Annotated in this window: 22 protein-coding genes and 1 pseudogene; 4 read left to right on the top strand and 19 right to left on the bottom strand. The window is 33.9% G+C overall.

Annotated features, from left to right (window positions below; all coding sequences use genetic code 11):
- Window positions 1–97: 97 nt before the first annotated feature.
- On the top strand, window positions 98–1,408 hold the full coding sequence (tilS, locus tag DMB71_RS08985) for a tRNA lysidine(34) synthetase TilS (RefSeq protein WP_111365422.1): 1,311 nt from the start codon (window positions 98–100) through the stop codon (window positions 1,406–1,408).
- Window positions 1,408–3,489, top strand: a complete 2,082-nt coding sequence (locus DMB71_RS08980) for a protein-disulfide reductase DsbD family protein (RefSeq protein WP_111365421.1) — start codon at window positions 1,408–1,410, stop codon at window positions 3,487–3,489. The genes tilS and DMB71_RS08980 overlap by 1 nt, the downstream gene beginning before the upstream one ends.
- A 188-nt stretch (window positions 3,490–3,677) precedes the next feature.
- On the opposite strand, the gene DMB71_RS08975 is transcribed toward DMB71_RS08980, so the two are convergent.
- On the bottom strand, window positions 3,678–4,994 hold the full coding sequence (locus DMB71_RS08975; protein ID WP_111365419.1) for an ammonium transporter: 1,317 nt from the start codon (window positions 4,992–4,994) through the stop codon (window positions 3,678–3,680).
- A 315-nt stretch (window positions 4,995–5,309) separates the two neighbouring features.
- On the opposite strand from DMB71_RS08975, the gene DMB71_RS08970 reads away from it, so the two are divergent.
- Window positions 5,310–6,284 (top strand): Gfo/Idh/MocA family protein, encoded by a 975-nt coding sequence (locus DMB71_RS08970; RefSeq protein WP_111365417.1) that lies wholly within the window; start codon window positions 5,310–5,312, stop codon window positions 6,282–6,284.
- 77 nt (window positions 6,285–6,361) lie between these two features.
- Entirely contained in the window at window positions 6,362–7,897 is a 1,536-nt protein-coding gene (locus tag DMB71_RS08965) for a YifB family Mg chelatase-like AAA ATPase (RefSeq protein WP_111365415.1), read from the top strand.
- A gap of 69 nt (window positions 7,898–7,966) precedes the next feature.
- On the opposite strand, the gene DMB71_RS08960 is transcribed toward DMB71_RS08965, so the two are convergent.
- The 18 genes and pseudogenes from DMB71_RS08960 to gltB all read right to left on the bottom strand — a co-directional run bounded on the left by DMB71_RS08960 (window position 7,967) and on the right by gltB (window position 26,268).
- Window positions 7,967–9,193, bottom strand: coding sequence for an outer membrane beta-barrel protein (locus DMB71_RS08960; protein WP_111365413.1), 1,227 nt, complete (start codon window positions 9,191–9,193; stop codon window positions 7,967–7,969).
- Between the two features lie 323 nt (window positions 9,194–9,516).
- The gene (locus tag DMB71_RS08955; RefSeq protein WP_111365411.1) at window positions 9,517–10,386 is read right to left on the bottom strand and encodes an alpha/beta hydrolase; all 870 of its coding nucleotides are present in this window, start codon (window positions 10,384–10,386) and stop codon (window positions 9,517–9,519) included.
- Window positions 10,386–10,772, bottom strand: coding sequence for a hypothetical protein (locus DMB71_RS08950; protein WP_162614805.1), 387 nt, complete (start codon window positions 10,770–10,772; stop codon window positions 10,386–10,388). Before DMB71_RS08950 ends, DMB71_RS08955 begins: the two co-directional genes overlap by 1 nt.
- 102 nt (window positions 10,773–10,874) lie before the next feature.
- Window positions 10,875–11,381 carry an SRPBCC family protein gene (locus DMB71_RS08945; protein WP_111365407.1) on the bottom strand — a complete coding sequence of 169 codons (507 nt, stop codon included), beginning with the start codon at window positions 11,379–11,381 and terminating at the stop codon, window positions 10,875–10,877.
- Between the two features lie 50 nt (window positions 11,382–11,431).
- Window positions 11,432–11,929, bottom strand: a complete 498-nt coding sequence (locus DMB71_RS08940) for an SRPBCC family protein (protein ID WP_111365405.1) — start codon at window positions 11,927–11,929, stop codon at window positions 11,432–11,434.
- Window positions 11,919–12,245: an ArsR/SmtB family transcription factor gene (locus DMB71_RS08935; RefSeq protein ID WP_008462100.1), complete on the bottom strand. Its 327-nt coding sequence runs from the start codon at window positions 12,243–12,245 to the stop codon at window positions 11,919–11,921. The genes DMB71_RS08940 and DMB71_RS08935 overlap by 11 nt, the downstream gene beginning before the upstream one ends.
- 155 nt (window positions 12,246–12,400) lie before the next feature.
- On the bottom strand, window positions 12,401–13,588 hold the full coding sequence (locus tag DMB71_RS08930; RefSeq protein WP_111365403.1) for a hypothetical protein: 1,188 nt from the start codon (window positions 13,586–13,588) through the stop codon (window positions 12,401–12,403).
- A gap of 107 nt (window positions 13,589–13,695) precedes the next feature.
- Complete coding sequence (locus tag DMB71_RS08925) at window positions 13,696–14,406, bottom strand: M949_RS01915 family surface polysaccharide biosynthesis protein (RefSeq protein ID WP_111365401.1); 711 nt, start codon at window positions 14,404–14,406, stop codon at window positions 13,696–13,698.
- A gap of 19 nt (window positions 14,407–14,425) precedes the next feature.
- A complete protein-coding gene (locus tag DMB71_RS08920; protein ID WP_111365399.1) occupies window positions 14,426–14,893 on the bottom strand; it encodes a DUF1572 family protein in 468 nt (155 codons plus the stop codon).
- 335 nt (window positions 14,894–15,228) lie between these two features.
- Window positions 15,229–15,594, bottom strand: coding sequence for a hypothetical protein (locus tag DMB71_RS08915; RefSeq protein ID WP_111365397.1), 366 nt, complete (start codon window positions 15,592–15,594; stop codon window positions 15,229–15,231).
- 57 nt (window positions 15,595–15,651) lie between these two features.
- Entirely contained in the window at window positions 15,652–16,104 is a 453-nt protein-coding gene (locus DMB71_RS08910) for a hypothetical protein (protein ID WP_111365485.1), read from the bottom strand.
- Between the two features lie 37 nt (window positions 16,105–16,141).
- Window positions 16,142–16,663, bottom strand: a complete 522-nt coding sequence (locus DMB71_RS08905) for a hypothetical protein (RefSeq protein WP_111365395.1) — start codon at window positions 16,661–16,663, stop codon at window positions 16,142–16,144.
- Window positions 16,664–16,763: 100 nt separating this feature from the next.
- A complete protein-coding gene (locus DMB71_RS08900) occupies window positions 16,764–17,168 on the bottom strand; it encodes a helix-turn-helix domain-containing protein (protein ID WP_111365483.1) in 405 nt (134 codons plus the stop codon).
- Between the two features lie 91 nt (window positions 17,169–17,259).
- Window positions 17,260–17,793, bottom strand: coding sequence for a hypothetical protein (locus DMB71_RS08895; protein ID WP_111365393.1), 534 nt, complete (start codon window positions 17,791–17,793; stop codon window positions 17,260–17,262).
- A 112-nt stretch (window positions 17,794–17,905) separates the two neighbouring features.
- Window positions 17,906–18,220: pseudogene (locus DMB71_RS08890) on the bottom strand (GIY-YIG nuclease family protein).
- A gap of 257 nt (window positions 18,221–18,477) precedes the next feature.
- Entirely contained in the window at window positions 18,478–19,701 is a 1,224-nt protein-coding gene (gene lysA, locus DMB71_RS08885) for a diaminopimelate decarboxylase (protein WP_111365391.1), read from the bottom strand.
- A gap of 501 nt (window positions 19,702–20,202) precedes the next feature.
- Window positions 20,203–21,657 (bottom strand): glutamate synthase subunit beta, encoded by a 1,455-nt coding sequence (locus DMB71_RS08880; RefSeq protein ID WP_111365389.1) that lies wholly within the window; start codon window positions 21,655–21,657, stop codon window positions 20,203–20,205.
- Window positions 21,658–21,750: 93 nt separating this feature from the next.
- The gene (gene gltB, locus DMB71_RS08875; RefSeq protein WP_111365387.1) at window positions 21,751–26,268 is read right to left on the bottom strand and encodes a glutamate synthase large subunit; all 4,518 of its coding nucleotides are present in this window, start codon (window positions 26,266–26,268) and stop codon (window positions 21,751–21,753) included.
- Between the last annotated feature and the right edge of the window lie 294 nt (window positions 26,269–26,562).

Genomic DNA, 26,562 nt, shown 5'->3' with positions numbered 1-26,562 from the left:
AATAATTCGTGCTAATTAGTGTAATTCGTGGCAGAAAAAAATAACGCTTAACATTTCGTTTAAAAATAGATCAAATTTAATTTTTTACTTTTATCAGATGTTTTCAAAATTTCAAAATCATATCGTTTCAAGATTTCCGTTTTTAGCCGAAAAAAAACTTTTTCTGGCTGTAAGTGGAGGTTTAGACAGTATGGTTTTGTTGCATTTGTTGCATCAACTGCCTTATGAAATTGCTGTTTTGCATTGCAATTTCCAGCTTCGCGGACTAGAAAGTTTTGGAGATCAGGAATTTATACAGGATTATTGCAATCAAAATAATATTCCGATTTTTACCACTCATTTTGATACAGAAGCTTTCGCTAAAGATTATAAGCTATCGACGCAAGTCGCTGCAAGAGAACTTCGCTACAGTTGGTTTTACGAATTATTAGAAGAAAAAAACTTTGATTATATTCTGACAGCTCATCATGCCGATGATAATCTGGAAACTTTCATCATCAATTTAACCCGTGGAACTGGATTGGAAGGTTTGACTGGAATTCCAGAACAAAATGATAGAATTATTCGTCCGTTACTTCCTTTTTCTAGAGAAGAAATCTTGAAATATTCTGAGGAAAATAAGATAGAATGGAGAGAAGATAGCAGTAATGCTTCTACGAAATATCTGCGAAACAAGATTCGCCATAATTTGGTTCCAGTTTTAAAAGAAATCAATCCTAATTTTTTAGACGCATTTCAGAAAACGCAATCTTTTCTTCAAGAGTCAAAAGAAATGGTTGAAGATGCGTCGATTATGGTTTATCAGCAAGTGGCAAAAGAAGCTGGCGATGATATTCATTTCGATTTAAATCATCTAAAAAAACTTCCAAATTATAAATCGTATTTGTATCAGTGGCTGAAAGAATTTGGTTTTTCGTCATGGAATGATATTTATGATTTGGTTGAAGGGCAATCTGGCAAACAAGTTCTTTCCGAGGAATTTAGGTTACTAAAAAACAGAGAAACACTTATTTTAAGTCCGTTTTCTGAAACATCAGAAAAAGACGAATATGAAATTAGTGAAAACGATACAGAAGTTAATTTTCCCTTAAAAATGAGTCTTTGTAACGTAGATCACACAACATTCGGCTCAAATAAAGTTATATTTGTCGATTCTGATAAAATCCGTTATCCCTTGATTTTGCGTAAATGGAAAGAAGGAGATGTTTTTCAGCCGTTTGGAATGCATGGAAAGTCTAAAAAAGTAAGTAAACTTTTTAAAGATGAAAAACTATCATTGATCGAAAAAGAAAAAACTTGGATTTTATGCTCAGAAGATCAAATAGTCTGGGTCGTCGGAATGAGACAAGACGAACGTTTTAAAATAGAAAAAGCCACAAATAAAATATTAAAAATAGAATTACTATAATGAACTTTACACAAGCCCATCAGTCGATAACTTCGAAAAGTATTTGGAATAAAATAACCGTTTTTTTACTCTTTTTCTTTTTTGCATTAGCTAGTAACGCTCAAATATTAGAGCCAGTAAAATGGACTTCTAGAATGGAGAAAAAAGCAGATAAGACTATTCTAATTTTTGATGGAACAATCGAGAAAGACTGGCATATGTATTCTCAGTTTACGCCAGACGGCGGTCCGCTTGCATTAGAAATTTCGTTTAAAAATCAAAAAGGAAATTACGAGTTGGTTGGAAAAGCAAAAGAAGGTAAAACCAGAACAGCTTTTAACGATGTTTTTGGCGTAGATGAAACTTTCTTTGAAGGCAAAGCACATATCGAACAAGAAATAAAAATCATAAACCCAAATTTAAAAACGGTAGATGTAGAGTTTGATTTTCAGGTTTGTAAAGAAGTTTGCATCAATTCAAATAAAAAATTCTCTATTGCAGTTCCTTCAACTTTTAAAATGGATGAAGTTCCAGTTGTAGCTGAGGCAAAATTGGACGAAACAAAAGTTGCTGGTTTGGCGGTTGATACTGTTAAAAAGGAAGAAGCTGTGCAACCAAAAGTAGAGAAAACAGCCAAAACTGGTAAAGAAGAAATTCCTGCGCCAGCGACTTCGAGAAGTTTGTGGTCGATCTTTTTTCTTGCATTTTTAGGTGGTTTTGCAGCTTTATTTACGCCATGTGTTTTCCCAATGATTCCAATGACAGTGAGTTTTTTTACAAAACAAAGCAAAAGCAGAGCAAAAGGAATTAGAAATGCTATTTTTTACGGATTATCAATCATTGCTATTTATGTGGTTTTAGGATTGATTGTAACAAAAATATTTGGTGCGGATGCATTAAATGCGTTATCGACAGATGTTTGGTTCAATCTTATTTTCTTCGTGATTTTAATCATTTTTGCGGTTTCATTTTTAGGAGCATTCGAAATTATGCTTCCAAATTCATGGGCAAACAAAGCTGATCAGCAAGCAGATAAAGGTGGTTTGGTTGGGATATTATTTATGGCTTTGGCTTTAGCAATCGTGTCGTTTTCGTGCACAGGGCCAATTGTAGGGACATTGTTGGTTGAAGCAGCTTCAAATGGAGGGATCGCGCCAATCGTTGGAATGTTAGGATTCTCTTCAGCATTAGCTTTGCCATTTATGCTATTTGCATTGTTTCCGGGGTGGTTGAATTCGTTACCAAAATCTGGTGGATGGCTAAACACTGTAAAAGTTGTTTTAGGATTTTTAGAATTAGCATTAGCATTCAAATTCTTGTCAAGCGCCGATTTGGTTTTACAATTGCATTTCTTGGAAAGAGAAGTTTTCTTAGCGATTTGGATTGCTATTTTTGGAACTCTTGCATTCTATTTATTCGGAAAAATTACATTGCCACACGATAGCCCAACTCATCATATTTCAGTAGGAAGATTATCATTAGGATTACTTGTTTTAAGTTTTACAATTTATATGATTCCGGGACTTTGGGGAGCGCCTTTAAAATTAATCAGTGCATTCCCGCCGCCGCCGCAATATAGTGAAAGTCCGTTTGGGGTTGGAGGTTCAGGAAACGGAGCGGTTTCGGCAGGATCTATTAAAGGTATGCCAGAAGGAGCTGAATTAGGCCCACATGGAATTATGGTTTTCCATGATTACGAAGATGGTTTAGCTTATGCTAAAGAAATCAATAAGCCAATTATGCTTGATTTTACAGGTTATGCTTGTGTGAATTGCAGAAAAATGGAAAACAATGTTTGGTCAGATCCTTCAGTTTTACCAATTCTTAAGAACGATGTGGTTTTGATTTCGCTTTATGTTGATGATAAGCGTGAATTGCCAAAAGAAGAGCAATTTACAACAGAATCTGGAGACAAAATCATTACAGTTGGAGATAAATGGACCGATTTTATGATTTCTAAATATAAAACAAACACACAGCCTTTGTATGTAATTACGGATTTAGAAGGGAATAATTTGAACAGCACAAAACCAACTATCAGTTACGTGAGTACAGAAGAATATTTGCAATGGCTGGACGAAGGAATTTCGAATTTTAAGTAATTAAGAGAAAAGAGAATAGAAGCAAGATAATAGAAGCAAGATAATAGAAGTGGGATGATGATTCAGAAATCTAAAATCTGCGATCTAAAATCTAAAATATAAAAGGGATTTAATTCAAAAGCAAAAAGCACTCTAAGTCAAATTTAGAGTGCTTTTTTATTTATCAAGCGAAAGTGAAAATTAATTTATTATAAGAATTCTCCGTGTTGAGAGATGTCTAATCCTAGTTCTTCTTTTTCTTCTGTAACTCTTAGAGGAGTGATTTTGTTTACAATAAAAAACAATACATAAGAAGCAACAAAAGCAAAGATTGAAACTACAACAAGAGCGGTTAATTGGTTGATGAATAAAGTTGGAGTTCCGAAGATTAAACCTTGATTATCTCCAACAGCAGGGTTGATTGCTTTTGAAGCGAAAACTCCAGTTAAAAGCATACCTACCATACCGCCAACACCGTGACAAGCAAATACGTCTAGAGCATCGTCGATTTTTCCTTTAGGGAATTTGCTTACTACAATGTTACTTACAATTGCAGAAAATAAACCGATGAAGATTGCATGAGGAATGCTTACAAATCCGGCAGCAGGTGTAATAGCAACCAGACCTACAACAGCTCCAATACAAGCTCCAAGAGCAGATAATTTGTGTCCTAATATTTTATCAAGGAAAACCCAAGCCATTGCAGCAGCGGCAGCAGCAACAGTAGTTGTTCCTAGAGCTTGAGCAGCAAGACCATTAGCACCTAAAGCAGATCCAGCGTTGAAACCAAACCATCCGAACCAAAGTAAACCTGTTCCTAATAATACATAAGTAATTCTAGCAGGATTAACTTTTTGAACTTTTCTTTTTCCTAAGAAAATTGCTCCAGCCAATGCAGCCCATCCAGCGCTCATGTGAACTACAGTTCCTCCAGCGAAGTCAAGAACTCCCATTTTGAAGAAAACTCCATCAGGATGCCATGTCATGTGAGCTAATGGAGCATATATCAATAATATGAATAAAACCATGAATAACAAATAAGCCCAGAAACGAATACGTTCTGCAAAAGCACCTGTAATTAATGCAGGAGTAATGATAGCGAATTTTGCCTGAAATAATGCGAATAATATAAATGGAATTGTTGGTGCAAGGCTCCAAGCTGTATTAGTTCCAACTCCTGCAAAGAACAAATTCTCAGACGGGTTTCCTATAATTCCTCCAATTGTTGGTCCAAAAGCCAATCCAAAAGCGACAACAGTCCAAAGTATAGTAACAATTACCATAGCCATAAAACTTTGAAGCATAGTACTAATTACGTTTTTCTTACCTACCATACCTCCGTAGAAGAATCCTAATCCAGGTGTCATTAACAATACAAAAGCAGTAGCAACGATCATCCAGGCAGTATCTCCTGTATCAAACTTTACCGCTTCTGCAGGAATTGGGTTGTCTGCAATGATAAAGTTTGAAATAAAGCTTAGGACCAAAATCGTGATAAGAATCACACTTAAAATAATTTTTCGCATAGTTATTTAGTTTTAAATTTTTTATAAAAGTATAAAATGATTTAATACCCCCTAGAAAAATAGGGTTTGATGTTTAATTTTTGTTAAATTTAAAATTTAGCCCCTATGATTTTGCGTGAATTTCTTAAAACAAACTTAAAATTTACAATTTGGCAACATTTTTTTCTCAGTTACAACCCTTTTTGATAATTTTTGGGGTAATTGATTGCTATTTTTTGTAGGATAATAGATATTTGTTGTTTAAAAAACGTCTGAAGTTGATTGTGAAGGATATTTTTGAATCATTTTAACACTTTTTATGATTATATTATAAACATGGGGAATAGAAAAATTAAATGGGGAATAGTAGGATTGGGAAATATTGCCACTCAGTTTGCGTCAGATTTATTATTGATTGAAAATGCTGAATTGACGGCAGTTGCATCTAGAGATTTTACTAAAGCTGAGGAATTTGGAGGAAAATTTAATGCTTTAAGAATGTACAATTCTTATGATTTGCTTTTTGAAGATTCAGAAGTTGAGATTGTTTACATTGCAACTCCTCATAATTCGCATGCTGAATTATCTATAAAAGCATTGGAAAAAGGTAAACATGTTCTTTGCGAAAAACCAATGGCTTTGTCTTATCAAGATGCACAGAGAATGATAGGAGCGTCTAAAAAAAATAATGTATTTTTTATGGAAGCTGTTTGGACAAGATTTATTCCGTCAATTCAAAATCTTCTTCAGAAAATTGGCAACGGAATAATAGGAGAGGTAAATTATATAAAAGCCGATTTTGCCTTTCACGGAAGTGAAACCGAAAACAAAAGACTGTTTGATAAAGAATTAGGCGGAGGAGCTTTATTTGATATTGGTGTTTATCCTTTATTCCTGTCTTACATACTATTAGGAAAACCAAAAGAGATTTTAGCAAAAGCAATCAAACATAAAAACGATGTCGATTTGCAAACTTCAATGGTTTTGCAATACGAAACTGCTCAATCGGCTTTGCATGCTTCTATAGTCTCTGAATCTGATATGAAAGCGATTATTTCAGGAACTAAAGGACGAATAGAATTAAATGCTCCGTGGTATGTTGCTGATGGTTATTCTTTATTTATTAATGAAGAAAAAGAAGCCACTTTTACTTTGCCAACTTTAGGAAAAGGATATTCTCATGAAATAATGGAATGCCAGAATTGTATTCTGAATAATGAAATTGAAAGCAAACTTTGGTCACACCAGAGTAGTTTGGATCTGAGTAGGATAGTGGAGGAGATAAAGAATCAAATCCAACTGCCTTTTTAGATTTAATTATTTGTAATAAAATATTTACATATTAATTATTTTTCATTAGTTTTAAAAATTATTAATGAAAGATAATTATGTTAGTAAAAGTTTACGGAAGCGCCGTATTTGGTGTTGAGGCCACAACGATTACAGTTGAGGTTCATATGGATAAAGGAATTGGTTATCATTTAGTTGGACTTCCAGATAATGCTATAAAAGAAAGTAGTTTTAGAATTGCCGCTGCTTTAAAAAATAACGGATTTAATTTTCCAGGAAAGAAAATTACAGTCAATATGGCGCCAGCCGATCTTCGAAAAGAAGGATCTTCATATGATTTAACATTGGCAATGGGAATTTTAGTCGGTTCAGATCAGATAAAAGCGCCTGAAATTGAACGATATATTATTATGGGCGAACTTTCTCTTGATGGAAGTTTACAGCCTATTCGCGGAGCATTACCCATTGCAATCAAAGCCAAAGAAGAAGGTTATAAAGGATTTTTTCTACCAATTCAGAATGTAAAAGAAGCCGCTATCGTAGCGGGTTTAGATGTTTATGGGGTTGAAAATTTAAAAGAAATCATTGATTTTTTTGCTGGTAAAGGAGCGTTACAGCCAACGGTTATTGATACAAGAGCAGAATTCTACAAAACATTAGATTTTCCCGAACATGATTTTTCAGATGTTCGTGGACAAGAAAGCATTAAGCGCTGTATGGAAATTGCAGCTGCTGGCGGTCATAATATAATTTTGATTGGTCCGCCTGGAGCAGGAAAAACGATGCTGGCCAAACGTGTTCCAAGTATTTTACCGCCAATGACTTTGCGCGAAGCATTGGAAACTACCAAAATTCATAGCGTTGCAGGAAAATTAAAAGAAGTCGGCTTGATGAATCAAAGACCATTTAGAAGTCCGCATCATACTATTTCTAATGTAGCTTTAGTCGGAGGCGGAAGTTATCCTCAGCCTGGCGAAATCTCCATGGCGCACAATGGTGTTTTGTTTTTAGATGAATTACCAGAATTTAAACGCGATGTTTTAGAAGTAATGCGCCAACCATTAGAAGATCGTGAAGTAACTATTTCAAGAGCCAAGTTTACAATTACATACCCTTCGTCTTTTATGCTGGTGGCCAGTATGAATCCAAGTCCGAGCGGATTTTTTAACGATCCTAGTATGCCGAATACTTCTTCGCCACACGAAATGCAGCGTTATATGAGTAAAATTTCTGGACCTTTATTGGATAGAATCGATATTCATATAGAAGTTACGCCTGTTCCGTTTGAGAAATTATCAGATGAACGAAAAGCAGAAAGCAGTGTCGAAATTCGCAAACGAGTTACCGCAGCGAGAGAAATCCAAACCAAACGATTTGAAAACGTCGAAAATGTCCATTATAATGCCCAAATGAGCAGTAAATTAATTAGAGAATTTTGTGTTTTAGACGAACCTTCAAAAGAGTTGCTAAAAACAGCAATGGAACGATTGAATCTTTCCGCAAGAGCTTACGATCGAATTTTAAAAGTTTCGAGAACCATCGCAGATTTGGATCATTCAGAAAATATTGTTTCTTCTCATATTGCTGAAGCGATTCAATATAGAAGTCTGGATCGAGAAGGGTGGCTGGGATAGTTTATTATTTAATTATATATGCTAATTGATAAGATTCTCAATTAGCATATATAATTAGTTAAATTGAAATTAAAAAAAAGAATATCCAACAATTAAAGAAGTGGTTTGGTAAGAAGAACCCCAGTTAGGATTTTCAGCCAATACACCTCTCGGAGTTTGGTATCTTACTTCTGCACTAAATTTATCCAAAAATTTACATCCTAAACCAAAACCAAAATTGATTCCTGATTTTACATCCAATTTATTTAATTCAGATCCATCTTTTCTTGTAACGCTAACTTTAGAGTTGTTACTGAAATCTACAACAAGAGATCCATTAGCAAATATTTGGACATTTTTATTGATGAAGAAATATCGTCTAAGACCGATTGGTAGTTCAATAGATTTGTAATCTACTTTGCCTGTCAGAGTTCCGCCAACAACTTGAGGGCTTTGTATTGTTTGTTCTCCTTTGTAATATTGATACGTTGGCTCAACAATAACAGACCATCTGTTTTTATTGAATGGCAAAATAAATTCGGCTTCAATCCCTACGCTAAAGCTTGATTTTCCGCCAAAATCAAAATCCATTCCTTTAAAAACAGAATTGTCCATAGATAGTGAGCTATTATTATATCTAGGTCTAAGTGTAAGGTTGAATAAGTCTTTCTTTTCTTTTACTTCAAGATCAACAAATTCAGAATTCGTGCATTTATTGTATTTTGTGAAAATACCTAATAGAGAACTTTTAGTATAGCTTAATGTCTCGTATTCATTTTGTTGAATATTATCACATTTCAAGTCAAGATAAAGCTGTTCTCTAAATTGATTATTTTTAGCAATTTGGTCGTCATTTGCAAAGTAAGTTTTGTAAACAAGCTGTTTTATTTCAGAATCATTCATTTTGTAAAAGAAACGTCTTACAGTTCCATCATCAAACAAATACAAAGAAGCATTTCCTTCCATTAAAACTTGCAGAAATAAGTTTTCCTGTCTAAAAACAGGATTTTTGTCTTTATTCATATTTTGCAGGTTTTTTGTGGAGCGATCGATATTTACAGTTGATCTTATAAATTTGTTTTGACCAGAAATTCCAAAACCTTTTACAGTTTTAATATCTGCATCGATAATAGGCGAATCATTAGAAAGTCGGTATCTGAAATTGGTTGGAGTATTTTTCCAATCAACATTCTCAATTAAGCATTCTGTTTTTTGATTGTTCTCTGAGATGATATACCCTTTTTCGAAAGTTATTTGAGAGTAGTTTTTAATAGTTAAAAATAGAGTTAAGGCAATAAATAAAATTTGTTTTTTCATTAAGTTAATTAGGTTAAATAGATTTGTTTTATTTTGGTGTATAGTTATTCTTTATTTAATTAAGTAATAAAAATAGTGGTGTTTAGATTAAATTATTTTGATTAGTTTTTGACTTTTTTTGGAGCCAAATATAATGCAATAAGAATCTATGATCTTTACGGGAAACCGTAATTTTGTTTGTTTTTTCAGAAAATTATTTAATGTCTTTTAATTTTTTGTTATTCTTTGATTTATAGTGTTAAAACAAAAAATCATAAAAGAAACTCTTCCTTTATGATTTTTTAGTTAAACAAAATGAGTTGTTTTTTATAAAAGCAATTTTTTTATTCTTTAATATTGGAATAAAAGAATTTAAACGAATTAGAAACAGCTGTATGTAGAATCGACCCGTGGTTTTCTTCTGGGAAATAATCAAAATAGACTTTTACATTTTTGCTTTTAGATTCCTTTAATTTTTCTGCAAGTAAATTAGCGTCAACTTCCATAACGCGCGGAATTTCTGTTGGGGCTAATCCTTCTTTGCCGACAGCAATATAGATTTCAGTTTGCTGATTAAAATTTTCTTTTAGCATTTCAGAATCCAAGTCAAGCAAAGAACCATTGTTCCACCATATACTTGGACTTACTATAACATATTTATTAAAAAGATTTGGCTTTTTAAGCAGAATTTCAGTTCCTAATAATCCGCCAAGAGACTGGCCGATTATGGTTCTAGAATTATTGGTCTTGTATTTCTTTTCAATAAAAGGCTGTAATTCTTTTTCAATAAAAGCAATAAACTGATCGGAATGTCCTGTAGTTGGAAAACGGGTTTTATCTTTTTCAAGAGTAGTAGGAAAAGTAAAATCTCTTTTTCTGTCAACAGTTGCAATACCCACAACAATTGATTTCGGAACCTGATTAATCCATTCAAAACTATTAAACTGAACCAATCCCGAAATATGAATAAAATCTTCATCGGCAGAACCGTCCAGCAAATAAATGACTGGATATTTTGTCGCTTCGGCAGGATTATAACCTTCAGGAAGATAGATGTTTAAAATCCTTTTTTCGTTTAATTCTTTTGACTGAATTTCGTCGATAACGCCTAATACAAAAGGCTTCGGAGTTTCTATAGTTTTAGCTTTATTCTTTTGGCTGAATGTTAAAGTGGAAGAAAAAAGTAAAAAAGCTAGGGCAATAAATTTGGTCATTAATTTTTAAAATTTTGTGGTAGTGATTCTTGTTTTACTTCTTGCTCAGGCTTATAATAACTACTTCTATTTGTGGTAACAATTAAAACGCCAGCTTCTCCGTAATTGCCATAAATACTGATTCCAGCTTTTTTTTCAAGAGCAATAATTTTTTTGATTTCAATTTTAGAAAGAACAAGTTTTTCTTTTTCTAGATCTTCAAAGCGATGCGGAATTCCGTCAACCACCACAATCGGATGATCTGTAATTTTTCCGGCTTTAGCAAGATTTGAAATAGAGTCAGAAAGATAGAGTTTGTCTTGTCCTTCGTCAGAAAGCTCGTATCTGTTTTGAGAGAAAACAGTAGCTGTTATAAATAAAAACAGGAAAGTGAAGAATTTCATCATTTGTATTTTTTTTAGTTTTTTAGATCATAAAATTAATTTTCAAATCGAAAATACAAAAAAATCCTGCAAAAATGCAGGATTTAACAAATAGTAAGAATTTATTTAGTTCTTATTTTTTTCAGCAAAAATAGTATCCAAACCTTCCATTGCAATGGTGAAGCCTTCTTTGAATCCCATTTGAATAATCATTTCCAAATCAGATAGTTTTTCGTGTTTAATAACAACGTCTACAAAAGTAGAACCGTCTTTTTCTGAGAAAGTTACATTCCAGTCAGAACGCGGAAATTCGTTGTTTAAATTTCCTTCGCTATCGCTAAAAGCATCTGAGTATTTAAAATTAGTTTTCGGACTAATTGAAGTAAAATCAGCAATGGCCCAATGTTCTTCGCCTTCTGGCCCAAGCATTGCATATAATCTTCGTCCGCCTTCTTTAAAATCCATGCTTTTTGTTTTAGATTTCCATGGAGCTGGCGCCCACCATAAATCTAGAATTTGAGGTTCTGTCCAAGCTGACCAAACTTGAGGCAATGACGCATCAAATTGGCGTTTTACATTTACAGTATTATTTTCTTTATCTACAGTAAAATTCATTAAAAGATTTGATTTCATTTTTTTAGATTTTAAAGTTTGTTAAATAGTTAATTCAATTAAAACAGCTTTTATTTCTCCGCTAAGACTTTGTCCAAACCTTGCATTGCAGAAGTGAAACCTTCTTTAAAGCCCATTTCGATTATTTTTTGCAGTTCTTCAAAACTGTCTCTTTTGATCACAATATCAACAATTGTCGAACCACCTTCTTCAGAAAAAGTGATATCCCAATATGAACTGCCAAATTCTGAATTTGGATTTCCATCGGCATCAGAAAAAGTAGCAGAATGTTTAAAGTTAGTTTTAGGAGAAATCGAAGAATATTCAAAATAGCTCCAGCGCTCAGTGCCGTCAGGACCAACCATGGCATACAATCTTCGTCCGCCTTCTTTAAATTCCATAGTTTTAGTTTTAGATTTAAACGGAGCTGGCGCCCACCACAAATCTAGAATCTCAGGTTCTGTCCATGCAGACCAAACGTTTGACAATGGTGCATCAAATTCGCGTTTTACATTCACCATTTTATTTTCCTTGTCTACAGAAAAATTCATTAATAAATCAGTCTTCATTTTCTTTAGATTTTAAGTTAAGTAATACTTGATCCAATTGGCTAAAACGCTGTTCCCAAATTGCTTTAAATTGCTCCAGCCATTGATCAACTTCTTTCATTTTCTCAATTTTGAGCTGATAATAAATTTCTCTGCCCAATTTCTTTTCTTCCAATAAATCACATTCGTTCAATATTTTAATGTGTTTAGAAACCGCCTGCCTTGTAGTTTGAAACTGTTCTGCAATTGCATTTGGGGTTAATGCACTCGAAGAAATCAAAACTAATATTGCTCTTCTCGTCGGATCGGCAATAGCTTGAAAAATATCTCTTTTCATGTTTTTGGAATATTTATTCGCAACTAATCAGTTGCAAATATACGCAACTTTTTGGTTGCGCAATATAAAAACATGATTTTTTTTAAATGAGAAGAACCTAAATAAAAAAAGACGCATCAAAAATGCGTCTTTTTCTCTATAATCTTGTTATATAATTACCGTCTAAATTTATTCTTTACGATGATGTCTTTCAGCTTGGCTTTCAAGTCTTCACCAGTATCATAAACCATTTGTTCGTTGTTAGGAAACGCAACAGCACGTTTGTCAAAATACCCGAGATAATTATCATCACAAGCGCCTCTGTTTCCTTTGTAAGTAGAATAAATATTTTCAAAAACATATTCGCTGCTTATCGGGAAAGTCTGCACTAGCTGATTACTTTTTAAATCTATATAATCGACTTTTGCTGTTACAAGGCAAGACTTAAACTGTCTGAATTCGTAAACCGTGGCACGAAGCGTTTTATAATTATCTACTTTAATTTCTTTTCCTAAACTATCTTTTACAGGTCTTCCGCGACTGTCCAAAAGCGTTTTTACACCATCTTTAACTTGTCTTTCCTTAACAAATTCTTTCTCTTTAATTTGCTCTGGCGAAATTGCAATCTGTCTAAAACTCAAAATCAAACTATAGTCATAGGTTACATTTTTTTGTCTCGCGCTGTGGTAAACTGTCCATTTATCATTTAATCCGTAGGTTTTAAAATCTAATAAATCGTCCTGAAGCATTTTTGGAATCACCATTTCGGTTTCATTCTTAGCGTAAACATCTACAAAATCAGTTCCTTTAAACTGCGCATCATCCATTAGCTTTTTGGTGTTTTTGTAACCTGGATTAATGCTTTCCAAATATGCAAAATCATCATACGCTTTTCTGAAATCCAATTTATTGTTTGATTTTAAAAGTCCCGAAGCATTTTCATATAAATATTTCGAAAGTGCATTTTTACTGTTTACAATTTCATTCGAATAATTATCAAACGGAAAATTTGCATTTCGTCCCAGCTTCAATAAAGGCAAAGGGAGAATAGGTCTAATTTTTTCCTGACGATTATTTAATTGTAAATAAGTGTTGTAGATGCGTTCAGTATTAGCAGGATTATTCTCTTTGTTCAGCATTTCAAGATTACGCAAATCGCGATCTTTGGCTTTTGCAAAAGCTTCTTCTAGTAAATAGACATAATCTTGTTTTCCTTTAGAATCTTTTTTGGTGCGAAGCGCTTCAACAGCGCGATCAATTGCACCGTCGTAATTTCCATCGCTAAGCATTGATTGTGTTGTTTTTACCCCACAAGAAGAAAGGGCTAAAAACAATATAGAAACGAGAAAAGTAATTTTTTGCATAGTTTGTTTTTTGAAGTTGCAAATATATTTTATTTAACTTTCAACAACTATGCCTTTTTCTAATTTATTTGAGGAGCAGGATGGAGATTTTGATGTGAAAGAAAAAATTAATTTTCCCAAGTTTCAATTACATTATCACTCCATAATTTTTCAGCAAACTCTTTAAAAACTTTTGGACCTTTTTTAAAGTTTTCGTCCAATTTATATTCGCCGCCTTCAAACAGTTTTTTACCGTTGTCATCTATACCAATTTTAACTTTGTTTTCACCTCGCATGGCATATTTTGTATTGCCTTCGTACATAATAATCTTCATGTCACAAGGGCTAACATCGCCATGACATACGGTTTTATACATGAGCCAAGTTTCCGCAATTCCGTTTTTGTCTAAATCTGTGACTTGAAAAGTGTTTTTAACAAATGAAGCAACAATATCAACCGGACAATCTGAAATATAATCGTACACTTTCCAAGTTTGTTTCACTTCGTTGCCAGAAACTATAAAATGATAGGCAAATAATTCAGCATCAGAACCATCAGTTTCGTGTACAAATTTTTTGTTGAAATGGTAGCCAGTTTCTGTAGTAATTACAATATTATCTCCCAATTTATCTTTCCATCTAACCGCATTTTTTATAAAACCTTCATATTTTATAGAAGCGGGAAATTGAGTAGAATCGATTTTTTCAACTGTCAAAATAAAAGGTTTTTCAATTGAAAGTTTTTCATTTGAAACAACAGTTTTAACTTCATCTTTTTTCTCTGGTTTGCAATTCGAAAACAGAACAATAAACAATAATAAGATCGTGATTTTTTTCATAAAAGGTTTATATGCAATTTTAATGTGCGAGTTGTTTTTTGATTAATACAATTTGTCCTAAATGATAATAACTATGTTCAATCATAGCCTCTATGTTTCTTTTGTAGGTTCCGTATTTGGCATCTACAAAAACATCATCGAGTTTTTCGTCAGGCAATCGTTCTACAAAAGAAGCAAACACTTCGGCATCATTCCAAAATTTAGTTAGAAAATTATTCCATTGTTCCTGCGAATGGATCGGAGGAAAATCAAAACTAAATTTGTCTTTTATATCCAAAGTTCCACCATTAAAAACCTGATTGATTCCGTTTATGTAATAATGAACATGCTGAGCCAAAGATGCAATCGTATTTAAATTCTGAATCGGACTAACAGCAATTTTCCAATCTAGATTTTCTAGCTGATCTTTAAAATTGGTGTTTGCAATCCAAGTTCCGTTTAAAATGACTTCTCTAAAACGATTAGCGATTTCTGCTGTACTTTTCATGTTCCATAAATTTAGGAGTTACTATTGAGAATTTGTTCCTGCTGAATCCATTCGTATTTTCCGTTTTTCAGATAAATAAAGCCACCGCAACTTATAATTTTCATATTAGGCTTAGATAAATTTAAAATGCGAATATAAAAAAATACGTACGAAAATTTATGGTTTTATGAATTATTGGATCCCATCCTCGCAAATCATATTATGAATTGCCTCCAGCTTTAGCTGGGGGTATAGGTATTGATATAAAAAAGGCTTTAGCCCAAAAAGCGATTTGGCTAAAGCCCTTTTGAGACTTTTTATGAACCTCCAGCTAAAGCTGGAGGCAATTGAATATATTATTTAGATTTCCTAATTTTCACCTGATACACAATCTCCCAAAAGATAATTGAGAAAACAGCATTAGCAAAAATGGCAGTTTTAACCTGATAAGGATCGTAATTGACAAACAGATGCAAATTGGTAAATTGTAGAGCCAAAAACATTGCTAAAGCAGCAATTCCGATGGCACAAAGTGCATTAAGCAAAGGTTTCCATTTTAAAGCTGTAAAGGCATAAATAAGATTTAAAATACCGAAACCAGCTCCTAAAGTTACAAAAGGATCACCTTTAAATTTTTCGTTTAATTCAAGCAGAAGGTGCGTAGAAGTAAGATATAAAAAGAAGAGGATAGAATAAATTAAGATTCGTATTTGTGGTTTCATTTTGTATTTTTTTATCGAGCAAAATTAAGCATTTAAAATGAAGCTCTGATTAGGTTTTTATGGCAAAAGCGTTTCTATTTTGGTTTCCGATTTTTCCTTTAGCGGACTATCTGCTTTCAAACTCCAAATGATTAGAAATTTTCCTTTTACAACATATTCTTCTGGATGCTCATCTGTTGGCTCGCCTGCTTTTCCCCAAAGTAAACCTTGCAGAAAACGATCGCCTTTAAAAACGTGATCAAATTCAAAATACATAATAGAACCACGATCTGCTTTGCTTTTAAAACTCTGAATAGCTTTACTTTTTATAGTTCCAACAATGTTACTGTAGGTTTCAATATCATTATAAAAACTACAAGCTTGCGGCGTAATGCAAATATTTCCGTCGCTTACCATATAACCGCCTTTTGGAATTTCTTTTGGTTTTAGTTTTAAATCACCAAGGGTTTGGCTGAATGAATTGGTTGCAAATAATAGTAATAGTGTTGATAGTAGGATTGTAGGTTTCATTTGATTTTTGGGGTTTGGATTTAGAATGTAAATATATCTAATAAACTTCATCATATGGTTCGGGAATAAATCTTCGAACTAGTTTTATTTTAATAAATTTTTCGTCACTTTCAATTTTTATTACATTAAATGATTCCACAATCATTTTGTCATATCTGAGAATATCTATCATTGTTTTGTTTTCAACTTCATAGATTGCAATCGAAAAATAATCTTTAGGATATTTTGTAACTATTCGTGACGGAGGTTCTTTACAAAAAGAACAGCGACCTAAAATAAATGCCTTTTTTTGATAAAAAGTCCAATCAATAAATTCGCAAAAATCATTTTGTGTATTTGCCTTATTTTGAATTGCAATTAATGTATCGCTTTTAAAATATAAACTATCAACATTATTAAATTTCCATGATTTTATTGAAGGTAAACTAATAGAGCCATCTTTCTTTGCTGCTTGACTGTCTTTAATTATTTTTTGAACTTCAGATTTGGAGATTTTATTTTGTGATAATAATAAGAGCGGGAATAGAAAAGCAATAAAATGGAATTGAAGTTTTGACATTTAGAAATAGATTAGTAATAACTAAATTTAAAGGTCACATTAAAAAAAGCACAAAATAAAAAGATATTTGTGCTTTCTTAAAATTTATAATTTGAAGGAATTATTTTCCTTTTAGTAATTTTTCTAAATACTCTACTTTGTCTTTTTCAGCCTGAACCAAACGTTCGTAAAGTTCTACAACTTTATCAAGTGGATTGAAAGTGCAAGAATTGTTAGTGTTTCCACTTCCTTGCGCTCCGTTATTTGCACTATTGTCATAAAAGTTATTAAAGAAATTAAAAACTGATTCTTCAGAAAAATTTTCAATCACCTCTTTAGTTACGCCTAAAGCTTTTGCAATTTCAACAAGTTTATCTTCATCAATAGTTTCGCTTGCTTCAATATTAGAAACAGTCTGTTGGCTTAAACCAATTGCAATTGCAAGCGCTTCCTGTTTCATACCTTTAAGCTCTCTGATTCGGCTGATGTTTCTGCCGATATGTTTTGGTTTTGATGTCGTGCTCATAGTTTCAAAGGTATTTAATTTTTTTGATTTTATTGAAGAGTAAATATATGATTTTTCTGAGGTAATTTGATTTATGCTTTTGAATAACTTTTTATCTTTTTCGTTTCCGCTTTTCATTAATAGGAATTTGATTGGATGGTGCTAATTCCTTTAAGCATTCATGATAAATTTCTTCTCGCCATTTTTTGAAAAGATCTATTAGATTAAAAAATAATTCTTCGGATGAGTTTTCTGGTTGCAATTTTTTGAGCAAAGTCCCTATGGTAATGTTATGTGATTTTCCTAAATGATTAATAACATAATTTTGTCTAGTTTCATCTTCTAAAAACATATCTGCATAGTAATGTTTTAATACTACTTGGTCGAGATTTATGAATCCTAAAATTAAGGTTTTAATTTCTGATGGTATTTCACATTCAAATTGTTTTTCGAATTGTTCCATATTTTTATCAAGAAAATGTAATCGAACTTTACATTCAAAAATGATATCTACATAAATCCCTAAGCTCAATAATCTTTCTGACCAACCATCAAAATGATCATAGGAAAGAATGTAGTCTTCATGTAATTTGAAATTTCCTGTTGAAGAGTCTATTTTACGTATGTTAAGTACTTCAAAGCTCATTTGTTTAGGTATTAAATAATTTTTTTGTTTTGATTACGTAAAGTTTACCCACAATCTTGTCATTTCGACGAAGGAGAAATCTTCGCAAGTAACTCTACAAAGATTGGAAATGTTATTCAAATAAATAATTCAAAAAATCCAAATCAGGATTAATAGTTTTTATTAATTCGATTTTCTTCTCTCTGCGCCAGTCTTTTACTTCTTTTTCGCGAACAATGGCTTCTTGAATCCAAGTAAATTTTTCGTATTACAGCAAATAAATAGCATTGTATTTTGATGTAAAGGTTTTGTTTCCAGTTGTATTGTTTTCTTTGTGCTGACTCAAACGGATTTTTAAATTATTTGTCACTCCTGTATAGAAAACGGTTTTGTATTTGTTTGTTAGGATGTATACGTAGTAAGTATGATAGCCTTCTTGATGTAGCATTTTTTTGATGTTAGAGATAAAATTTATTTAAGATTTTTCTTTCTTTTTCATGATTTTGTTTCTAATCTTTGTAGAGCTACTTGCGAAGATTTCTCCTTACGTCGAAATGACAAAACTGGCGTGAACTTTGACTTTCACTGCGGAGTTTCTTGTGAAGATTTCTCCTCCGTCGAAATGACAAGATTGAGCAAAAAAAAAATCCCGCTCACCTTTCGGGAACGGGATTTCAACAATTGATATTCTCTTTTTTTCTATTGTTATACCGTAGCAGCAATTTCTTCTGGCAACGGAATTTGATTTTTAAGTAAATCTTCAAATGTTTCGGCTTGACGAATCAAGATTCCTTTTCCGTCTTTCCATAGAACTTCTGCTGGTTTGTATCTTGAGTTGTAGTTTGAAGACATTGAGAAACAATATGCTCCAGCGTTTCTGAATTCTAAAATGTCACCTTCGGTGATTTCAGCGATTCTACGGTTGTTAGCAAAAGTATCCGTTTCGCAAATGTATCCTACAACAGAGTAAAAACGCTCTTTTCCTTTTGGATTAGAGATGTTTTCGATATGGTGCGAAGATCCATAAAACATTGGACGGATTAAGTGGTTAAAACCACTGTCGATTCCAGCGAAAACTGTTGAGGTTGTTTGTTTTACTACGTTTACTTTTACTAAGAAATGACCTGCTTCACTCACTAGGAATTTTCCTGGTTCAAAAATCAGTGTTAAATCTCTTCCGTATTCTGTACAGAAAGCATTGAATCTTTTAGATAATTTTTTACCTAATTCTTCGATGTCTGTTTCGATATCGTCTTTTTTATAAGGCACTTTGAATCCGCTTCCGAAATCTAAGAATTGTAAATCTTTGAAATGTTTAGCTGTATCAAACAAGATTTCAGCAGCATACAAGAATACTTCGATATCTAAAATATCAGATCCTGTGTGCATGTGAATTCCGATAATGCTCATTTTTGTGTTCTCTACAATTCGCAAAATGTGCGGAATTTGGTGCACAGAGATTCCGAATTTACTATCGATATGTCCAACAGAAATATTAGCATTTCCTCCTGCCATTACGTGCGGATTGATACGGATACATACCGGAATATGTGGATGTTTTGTTCCGAACTGCTCTAAAATAGATAAATTGTCGATATTGATTTGTACACCCATTGCGGCAACTTCTTCGATTTCTTCTAAAGAAACGCCGTTTGGTGTAAAGAAAATTCTTTCGGGTTCATAGCCAGCATGAAGTCCTAATAGAACTTCCTGAATAGATACAGTGTCTAATCCAGACCCCATGTTCTTTAATAACTGAAGAATTGCAATGTTAGACAATGCCTTCATGGCATAATTAACTCTTAAGTTTTCTACCTTAGAGAAAGCTTTAGTTAATCTATTGTACTGAGATTGGATTTTTTCAGCATCGTAAACATACAATGGACTTCCAAATTGGTCTGCTAACTGCAGTAAATCTTTTGCTTGCATTTTTCAAATTATTTTGAGCAAAGTTATTACACTTTTGATTACCAGCAAATAATTTGCAGAAAAATAACAAAATATAACAAATTGTTTTATTTTAAACAAAAAGTTGGTGTTTTTGGAGTTTTGTAACCTTTTTAAAGGTGCTATCCCGATAGCTATCGGGACTGAGATGCTAAGATACAAAGTTTTTTTCGCCACGAATTCACGAATTTTTCTAATTTCTACGTGACGTTGAAATTATTTTTTTTGCCACTGATTAAAATGATTTTCACAGATTATTTTTTGTTTGCCACGACCCGAGCGATTGCTTCGCCAATTCGCTATCGCTCGGGTCGTGGCAACAGAAAAAATCCATTTAATCCTTTTAATCTGTGGCAAAACAAAAAAACAAAACCCCTGAATATAAATTCAAGGGTTTGTAGTAGTTATGTTGTTATCGGAATAAAGATTAAATAAAATGCAAGGAAAAAAACTTAGCACCTTAGCATCTCAGAACCTTAAAAATTAAAGACTCGGTAAATCTCCTTTTCCTTTAGTAGGCAAGTTTGTAGATCCCATAAGGAATAAATCTACTTCTCTTGCTGCTTCGCGACCTTCTGAAATAGCCCACACGATTAATGATTGTCCACGACGCATATCACCAGCAGTGAAAATGTGAGGAACATTTGTTTGGTAATTATGGGCTTTATAGTTGCTTCTTGCGTCAATTTCGATACCTAATTGCTCGCTTAAAGTTTTCTCAGGACCAGTAAACCCAAGAGCCAATAAAGCTAAATCACAAGGCCAGATTTTCTCAGAACCTTCTTTTTCGATTAATTCTGGTCTATTTCCTGGAGTCATTTTCCATTGAACTTCAACTGTTTTTAGTCCTGTTAATTCGCCTTTTTCGTTAGAAATGAATTCTTTAGTGTTGATCAACCAGTTTCTGTCGCAACCCTCTTCGTGAGAAGAAGATGTTTTCAACTGCAACGGCCAGAAAGGCCAAGGAGTTGACTCGCTTCTTCCAACAGGAGGTTTTGGTAAAATCTCGAAGTTAGTTACCGATTTTGCTCCATGTCTGTTAGAAGTTCCGATACAGTCAGAACCAGTATCTCCACCACCAATAACGATTACATCTTTTCCAGTTGCTTTAACTTGGTCTGGAATTGATTCTCCGTATAAAACTTTAGTTTGCTGCGTTAAGAAATCCATTGCCTGAACAACGCCTTTACTTTCGATTCCTTTAGTTGGCAAGCTTCTTCTTTCAGTTGCTCCTCCGCATAAAACGATAGAATCGAATTGGTTTAATTCTTCAACGCTGAAGTTTACCCCAACGTTTACGTTTGTTTTGAAAGTGATTCCTTCTGCTTCTAGAATAGCTACACGACGGTCGATAATTCCTTTTTCTAATTTGAAATTTGGAATTCCGTAACGTAATAAACCTCCAATTGCGTTGTCTCTTTCAAAAACAGTTACAGTATGACCCGCTCTGTTTAATTGTTGCGCAGCTGCAAGACCTGCAGGTCCTGAACCAATAACGGCAACTGTTTTGCCAGTTCTTGATTTTGGTGGCTGAGGTTTAATCCATCCTTCTGCGAAACCTCTTTCTACGATGCTTTTTTCGATGTTTTCGATAGAAACCGGATCTTTGATGATTCCCAATACACATGATTTCTCACATGGAGCAGGGCATAAGCGTCCTGTAAATTCAGGGAAGTTATTAGTAGATTGTAAAATCTCTAACGCGCTCTGCCATTCTTCCTGATGTACCATGTCGTTGAAGTCAGGAATTAAATTTCCTAACGGACAACCGCTGTGGCAAAAAGGAATTCCACAGTCCATACATCTTGATCCTTGTTCTTTTAATTTATCTTTTGGAACCGGAATAGTAAATTCGTTGTAGTTCGAAACACGTTCTGCAACTGCTAAATTACTTTCGTCGGCTCTATTATACTCTTTAAATCCGCCTATTTTACCCATGACATTTTTAATAAATTTAGTTGTGAGTTGTAAAATGTGAGAGGTGAGTTAAAAACTTAGCACCTCTGCACCTTTGTATCTCAGAACCTTTAATTAAGCTATTAATTCTTCTATTTGTTTTTCTTCTGCAATTCTTTGTAATGCTTTTTTGTAATCCGTCGGCATTACTTTTACGAAGTGCTGTTGTTGGTTTTCCCAGTCTGCTAAAATTCTTTTTGCTAATGGACTGCTGGTGTACAATGAATGATTTTTGATCAGTTTTCTTAGTTTCGTAAGATCTTCTTCTTCTTCCATTGGATCGAATGCAACCATTTCCATGTTGCAAACTGTAGAATCGAATTTCTTATTTGGATCGTAAACATAAGCTACACCGCCGCTCATACCAGCTGCGAAGTTTCTTCCTGTTTTTCCTAAAACTACTACTGTACCACCAGTCATGTATTCGCATCCGTGATCTCCAATTCCTTCAACAACTGCTGTTGCTCCAGAGTTCCTCACACAGAAACGCTCTCCTGCGATACCATTAATATAAGCCTCTCCGGTAATAGCTCCGTAAAGGGCAACGTTTCCAATAATGATGTTGTCTTCAGGGTTGAAAGTCGCAGTAGGAGGTACTTTTACAATTAGTTTTCCTCCAGAAAGACCTTTTCCTAAATAGTCATTACAGTTTCCGTGAATTTTAAATGACAATCCGTTTGTTGCGAATGCACCAAAACTTTGTCCGGCAGAACCTTCAAAATCAACTAAAATAGTGTCATCTGGTAATCCTTGTGCGCCATAAATTTTTGAGATTTCGTTACTCAAAATCGCACCTACAGAACGGTCTGTATTTTTGATTTTGAATGTAACTCTCGTTTTCTCTTTTCTATAGATAGACGGAATAGCTTCTTTGATGATGTCAAAATCCAATACGTTTTCAAGAGCGTGGTCTTGAGTTGTTGTGTTGTGATTTGGAACTGTTTTCGCTTTTTCCGGTTTGTATAAAATAGTTGATAAATCTAAACCATTAGCTTTATAATGTTTGATAGCTTTGTCTACATTTAATTTTTGAGACTGACCTACCATTTCTTTTAAAGTTCTGAAACCTAACTGCGCCATGATTTCTCTTAACTCCTCAGCAATGAAATACATGAAGTTGATTACGTGCTCTGGAGTTCCTTTGAAATTTTTTCTCAATTCAGGATCCTGAGTTGCAATACCAACTGGACAAGTATTCAAGTGACAAGCTCTCATCATGATACATCCAGAAGCTACAAGCGGAGCAGTGGCGAAACCGAATTCTTCAGCACCTAATAAAGCTGCAATCGCCACGTCACGTCCTGTTTTCAACTGTCCGTCACATTCAAGAACTACACGGCTTCTTAAGTCGTTTAAAATAAGCGTTTGCTGTGCTTCAGCTAAACCAAGCTCCCACGGAATACCTGTGTGCTGTAATGATGTTAATGGTGCAGCACCTGTTCCTCCATCATAACCAGAGATTAAGATAACGTCAGCTTTTGCTTTGGCAACACCGGCAGCGATTGTTCCAACTCCAACTTCAGAAACTAATTTCACGTTGATACGAGCTTCGCGGTTTGCGTTTTTCAAATCGTAAATCAACTGAGATAAATCCTCAATAGAGTAGATATCGTGGTGAGGCGGAGGCGAGATCAAACCTACATAAGGAGTAGAGTTTCTAGTTTCAGCAATCCAAGGCACTACTTTTTCTCCAGGTAATTGTCCACCTTCTCCAGGTTTTGCACCTTGAGCCATTTTGATTTGGATTTCTCTTGCGTTTGTCAAATAGTTGATCGAAACTCCAAAACGTCCAGAAGCAACTTGTTTGATGGCAGAGTTCCTAGAATCTCCGTTAATTTCTTTCTGGAAACGTCTTGGATCTTCTCCACCTTCTCCAGAGTTACTTTTTCCACCAATTCTGTTCATTGCAATCGCTAAGTTCTCGTGCGCTTCTTGGCTGATAGAACCGTAAGACATTGCTCCGGTTTTGAATTTCTTCACAATTTCTGTCCAAGGCTCTACTTCGTCAATAGAAATTGGATCTAAATTGTTGAATTCAAACAAACCTCTAATCGTCATTAAGTTTGAGCTTTGCTCGTTTACCGCATTAGCATATTCTTTATAGCTTTCTGGGCTGTTTAAACGAACTGCCTGTTGTAATTTAGAAATCGTAGTTGGGTTAAACATGTGTTTTTCTCCACCACGTCTCCATCTGTAAATACCTCCAATTTCAAGAGAAAGCAAGTTTGCAATTTTTGAATTTGGGAAAGCTTTTTGGAAACGTTTTTTAACCTCTTTTTCTACTTCCATTAAACCAATTCCTTCAATTCTAGATGGAGTGTAAGGGAAGTATTTAGATGTAAATGTTTTGTTTAATCCTAAAATCTCGAAAATCTGAGCAGCTCTGTACGAATGTAAAGTAGAGATACCAATTTTGTTCATGATTTTCACGATTCCTTTTGCGATCGCTTTGTTGTAGTTAACAACTGCATAATCAGCTTTTACTTTTGTAATGAAACCTTTTTCAACTTGATCGTGAATGATTTCGTTTACCATGTAAGGATTGATTGCACTTGCACCGTATCCGAACAATAAAGCAAAATGATGAGGCTCGCGTGGTTCTGCAGATTCGATAATGATTCCGAATTTAGAACGAACTTGTAAAATGTTCAAAGAGTGGTGAATATAAGAACAAGCCAATAACATTGGGATTGGAGCCAATTCTTCGCTAACGCCTCTATCAGATAAAATGATGATGTTGCATCCTTCATTAACCGCTTTAAAAGTTGCTTGAACACATTTTTCAAGCGCACGCTCTAAACCGTTAACTCCTTTTTCTATTTTGTATAAAGTAGAAATTGTAGCCGATTTGAAATCTGCGTGATCGATATTTCTAATTTTATCCAAATCCTCATTAGAAATAACTGGATTTTGGATTTTTAGTTTTTTACATTGTTTAGATTCAATTTCGAAAATATTGAAATCACCACCAATTGCTAAACTGATATCAGTAATGATTTCTTCACGAATACCATCCAAAGGCGGGTTAGTAACCTGAGCAAACAATTGTTTGAAGTAGTTGTACAACAACTGAGGTTGATCTGAAAGAACTGCCAAAGGCGTATCATTACCCATAGAACTGATTGCTTCAGCTCCGTCGCTTCCCATTGGGTTGATGATTGTTTTTAAATCTTCAATGGTGTAACCAAACAAACGCTGTCTTGTTAAGAAATCTAATTTTTCAACAGGAGTAGGATTGTTGGTGTAAGGAACTTTAGCAAGTGGCAATAAGTTTTCTTCAACCCATTGTTTGTATGGACGTTTTGTAACGATCGCTTTTTTAACTTCCTCGTCTTCGATGATACGCCCTTCGTTCATATCAACCAAGAACATTTTTCCTGGCTCCAAACGACCGTGTTGAATCACATCTTCTGGATCGATGTCTAATACACCAATTTCAGATGACATAATTACGAATCCGCTATGGGTTAATGTATAACGAGAAGGACGTAAACCATTTCTGTCTAGTAAAGCTCCAATTACGTTACCGTCTGTAAACGGAATAGAAGCAGGACCATCCCAAGGCTCCATGATACAAGCATTGTACTCGTAGAAAGCTCTTTTCTCAGGAGACATTGTTTGGTGTTTTTCCCAAGCTTCAGGAACCACCATCATCATTGCCTCTGGAAGAGAACGGCCAGTCATTAATAAAAGTTCAATTACCATATCCATAGAAGCAGAATCTGATTTTCCTTCTAAGATAATTGGGAATAATTTTTTGATGTCTTCTCCAAAAACTTTGCTCTGCATAAGCTCTTCACGAGCACGCATACGGCTTACGTTTCCACGAAGTGTATTGATCTCACCATTATGACACATGTATCTAAACGGTTGAGCTAGATCCCAAGATGGGAATGTATTTGTAGAGAAACGTTGGTGTACAAGCGCTAAACGCGTCACCAAGTCCGGATCTTTCAAATCTATATAATAACGGCTGATGTCTTCTGGCATCAATAGACCTTTATATATTATAGTAGTTGTCGATAAACTAGTAAAATAAAACATGTGGCTTTCTGAGGTTTTAGATCCTCTTACGGCATGTTCAGCAATTTTTCTAGCAGCAAAAAGTTTTGCATTAAATTCTTGTTCAGTTAAATCCTGTCCGTTTTTAGAAACGAAAACTTGTTTAATTGTTGGTTCTTTTTCTGCGGCAATTTCACCTAGATTTTCAACGTCAACGGGTACATCTCTCCAACCTAAAACCTTTAAGTTTTGATCTTTGATAGTTGCTTCAAATGCATTAATGCAAAAAGAAACCTGGTTTTTGCTTTTTGGTAAAAAAACCATTCCTACTGCATACTCACGCGCTTCTGGGATTTCAAAGTCACATACTTTCTTAAAAAAATCATGAGGAATGTCGAATAAAATTCCGGCTCCGTCACCAGTTCTTCCATCAGAACTTACGGCACCACGATGTTCCAATTTAATTAAGATGTCTAATGCTTTGTGAATAATATCATTTGACTTAATACCATTCAAATTACAAATAAATCCTGCACCACAATTGTCGTGTTCAAATTCAGGCAGATAAAGCCCTTGTTCTTTAACTCTCATTCTTGATATTTTTTTTACAAAAATAAAGATTTCGTTAAATATAATGTATTGAAATAGTGCTTTTGCTTACATTTTTGTTGTAATATTAGAAAAAGGGTTCTTAATTATTAATATTGTTATATTAGGTATCTCGAATTGCTAAAAATATAATTACTCTTAAAATATATTAGGAAAAATCGTCGGCAGGCCAATAAAACCAATGAATTTTTTGTTAAATATCAAACTTTTTATGCGAATTGTGTTAACATTAACAAATTGTTCCGTTAACGATTTGTTTGCTTTGAAAAATTATCA

Source organism: Flavobacterium tistrianum, from assembly GCF_003254545.1.
Classification (GTDB): Bacteria; Bacteroidota; Bacteroidia; order Flavobacteriales; family Flavobacteriaceae; genus Flavobacterium; species Flavobacterium tistrianum.
This window is presented reverse-complemented; position numbering and strand designations above follow the sequence as displayed.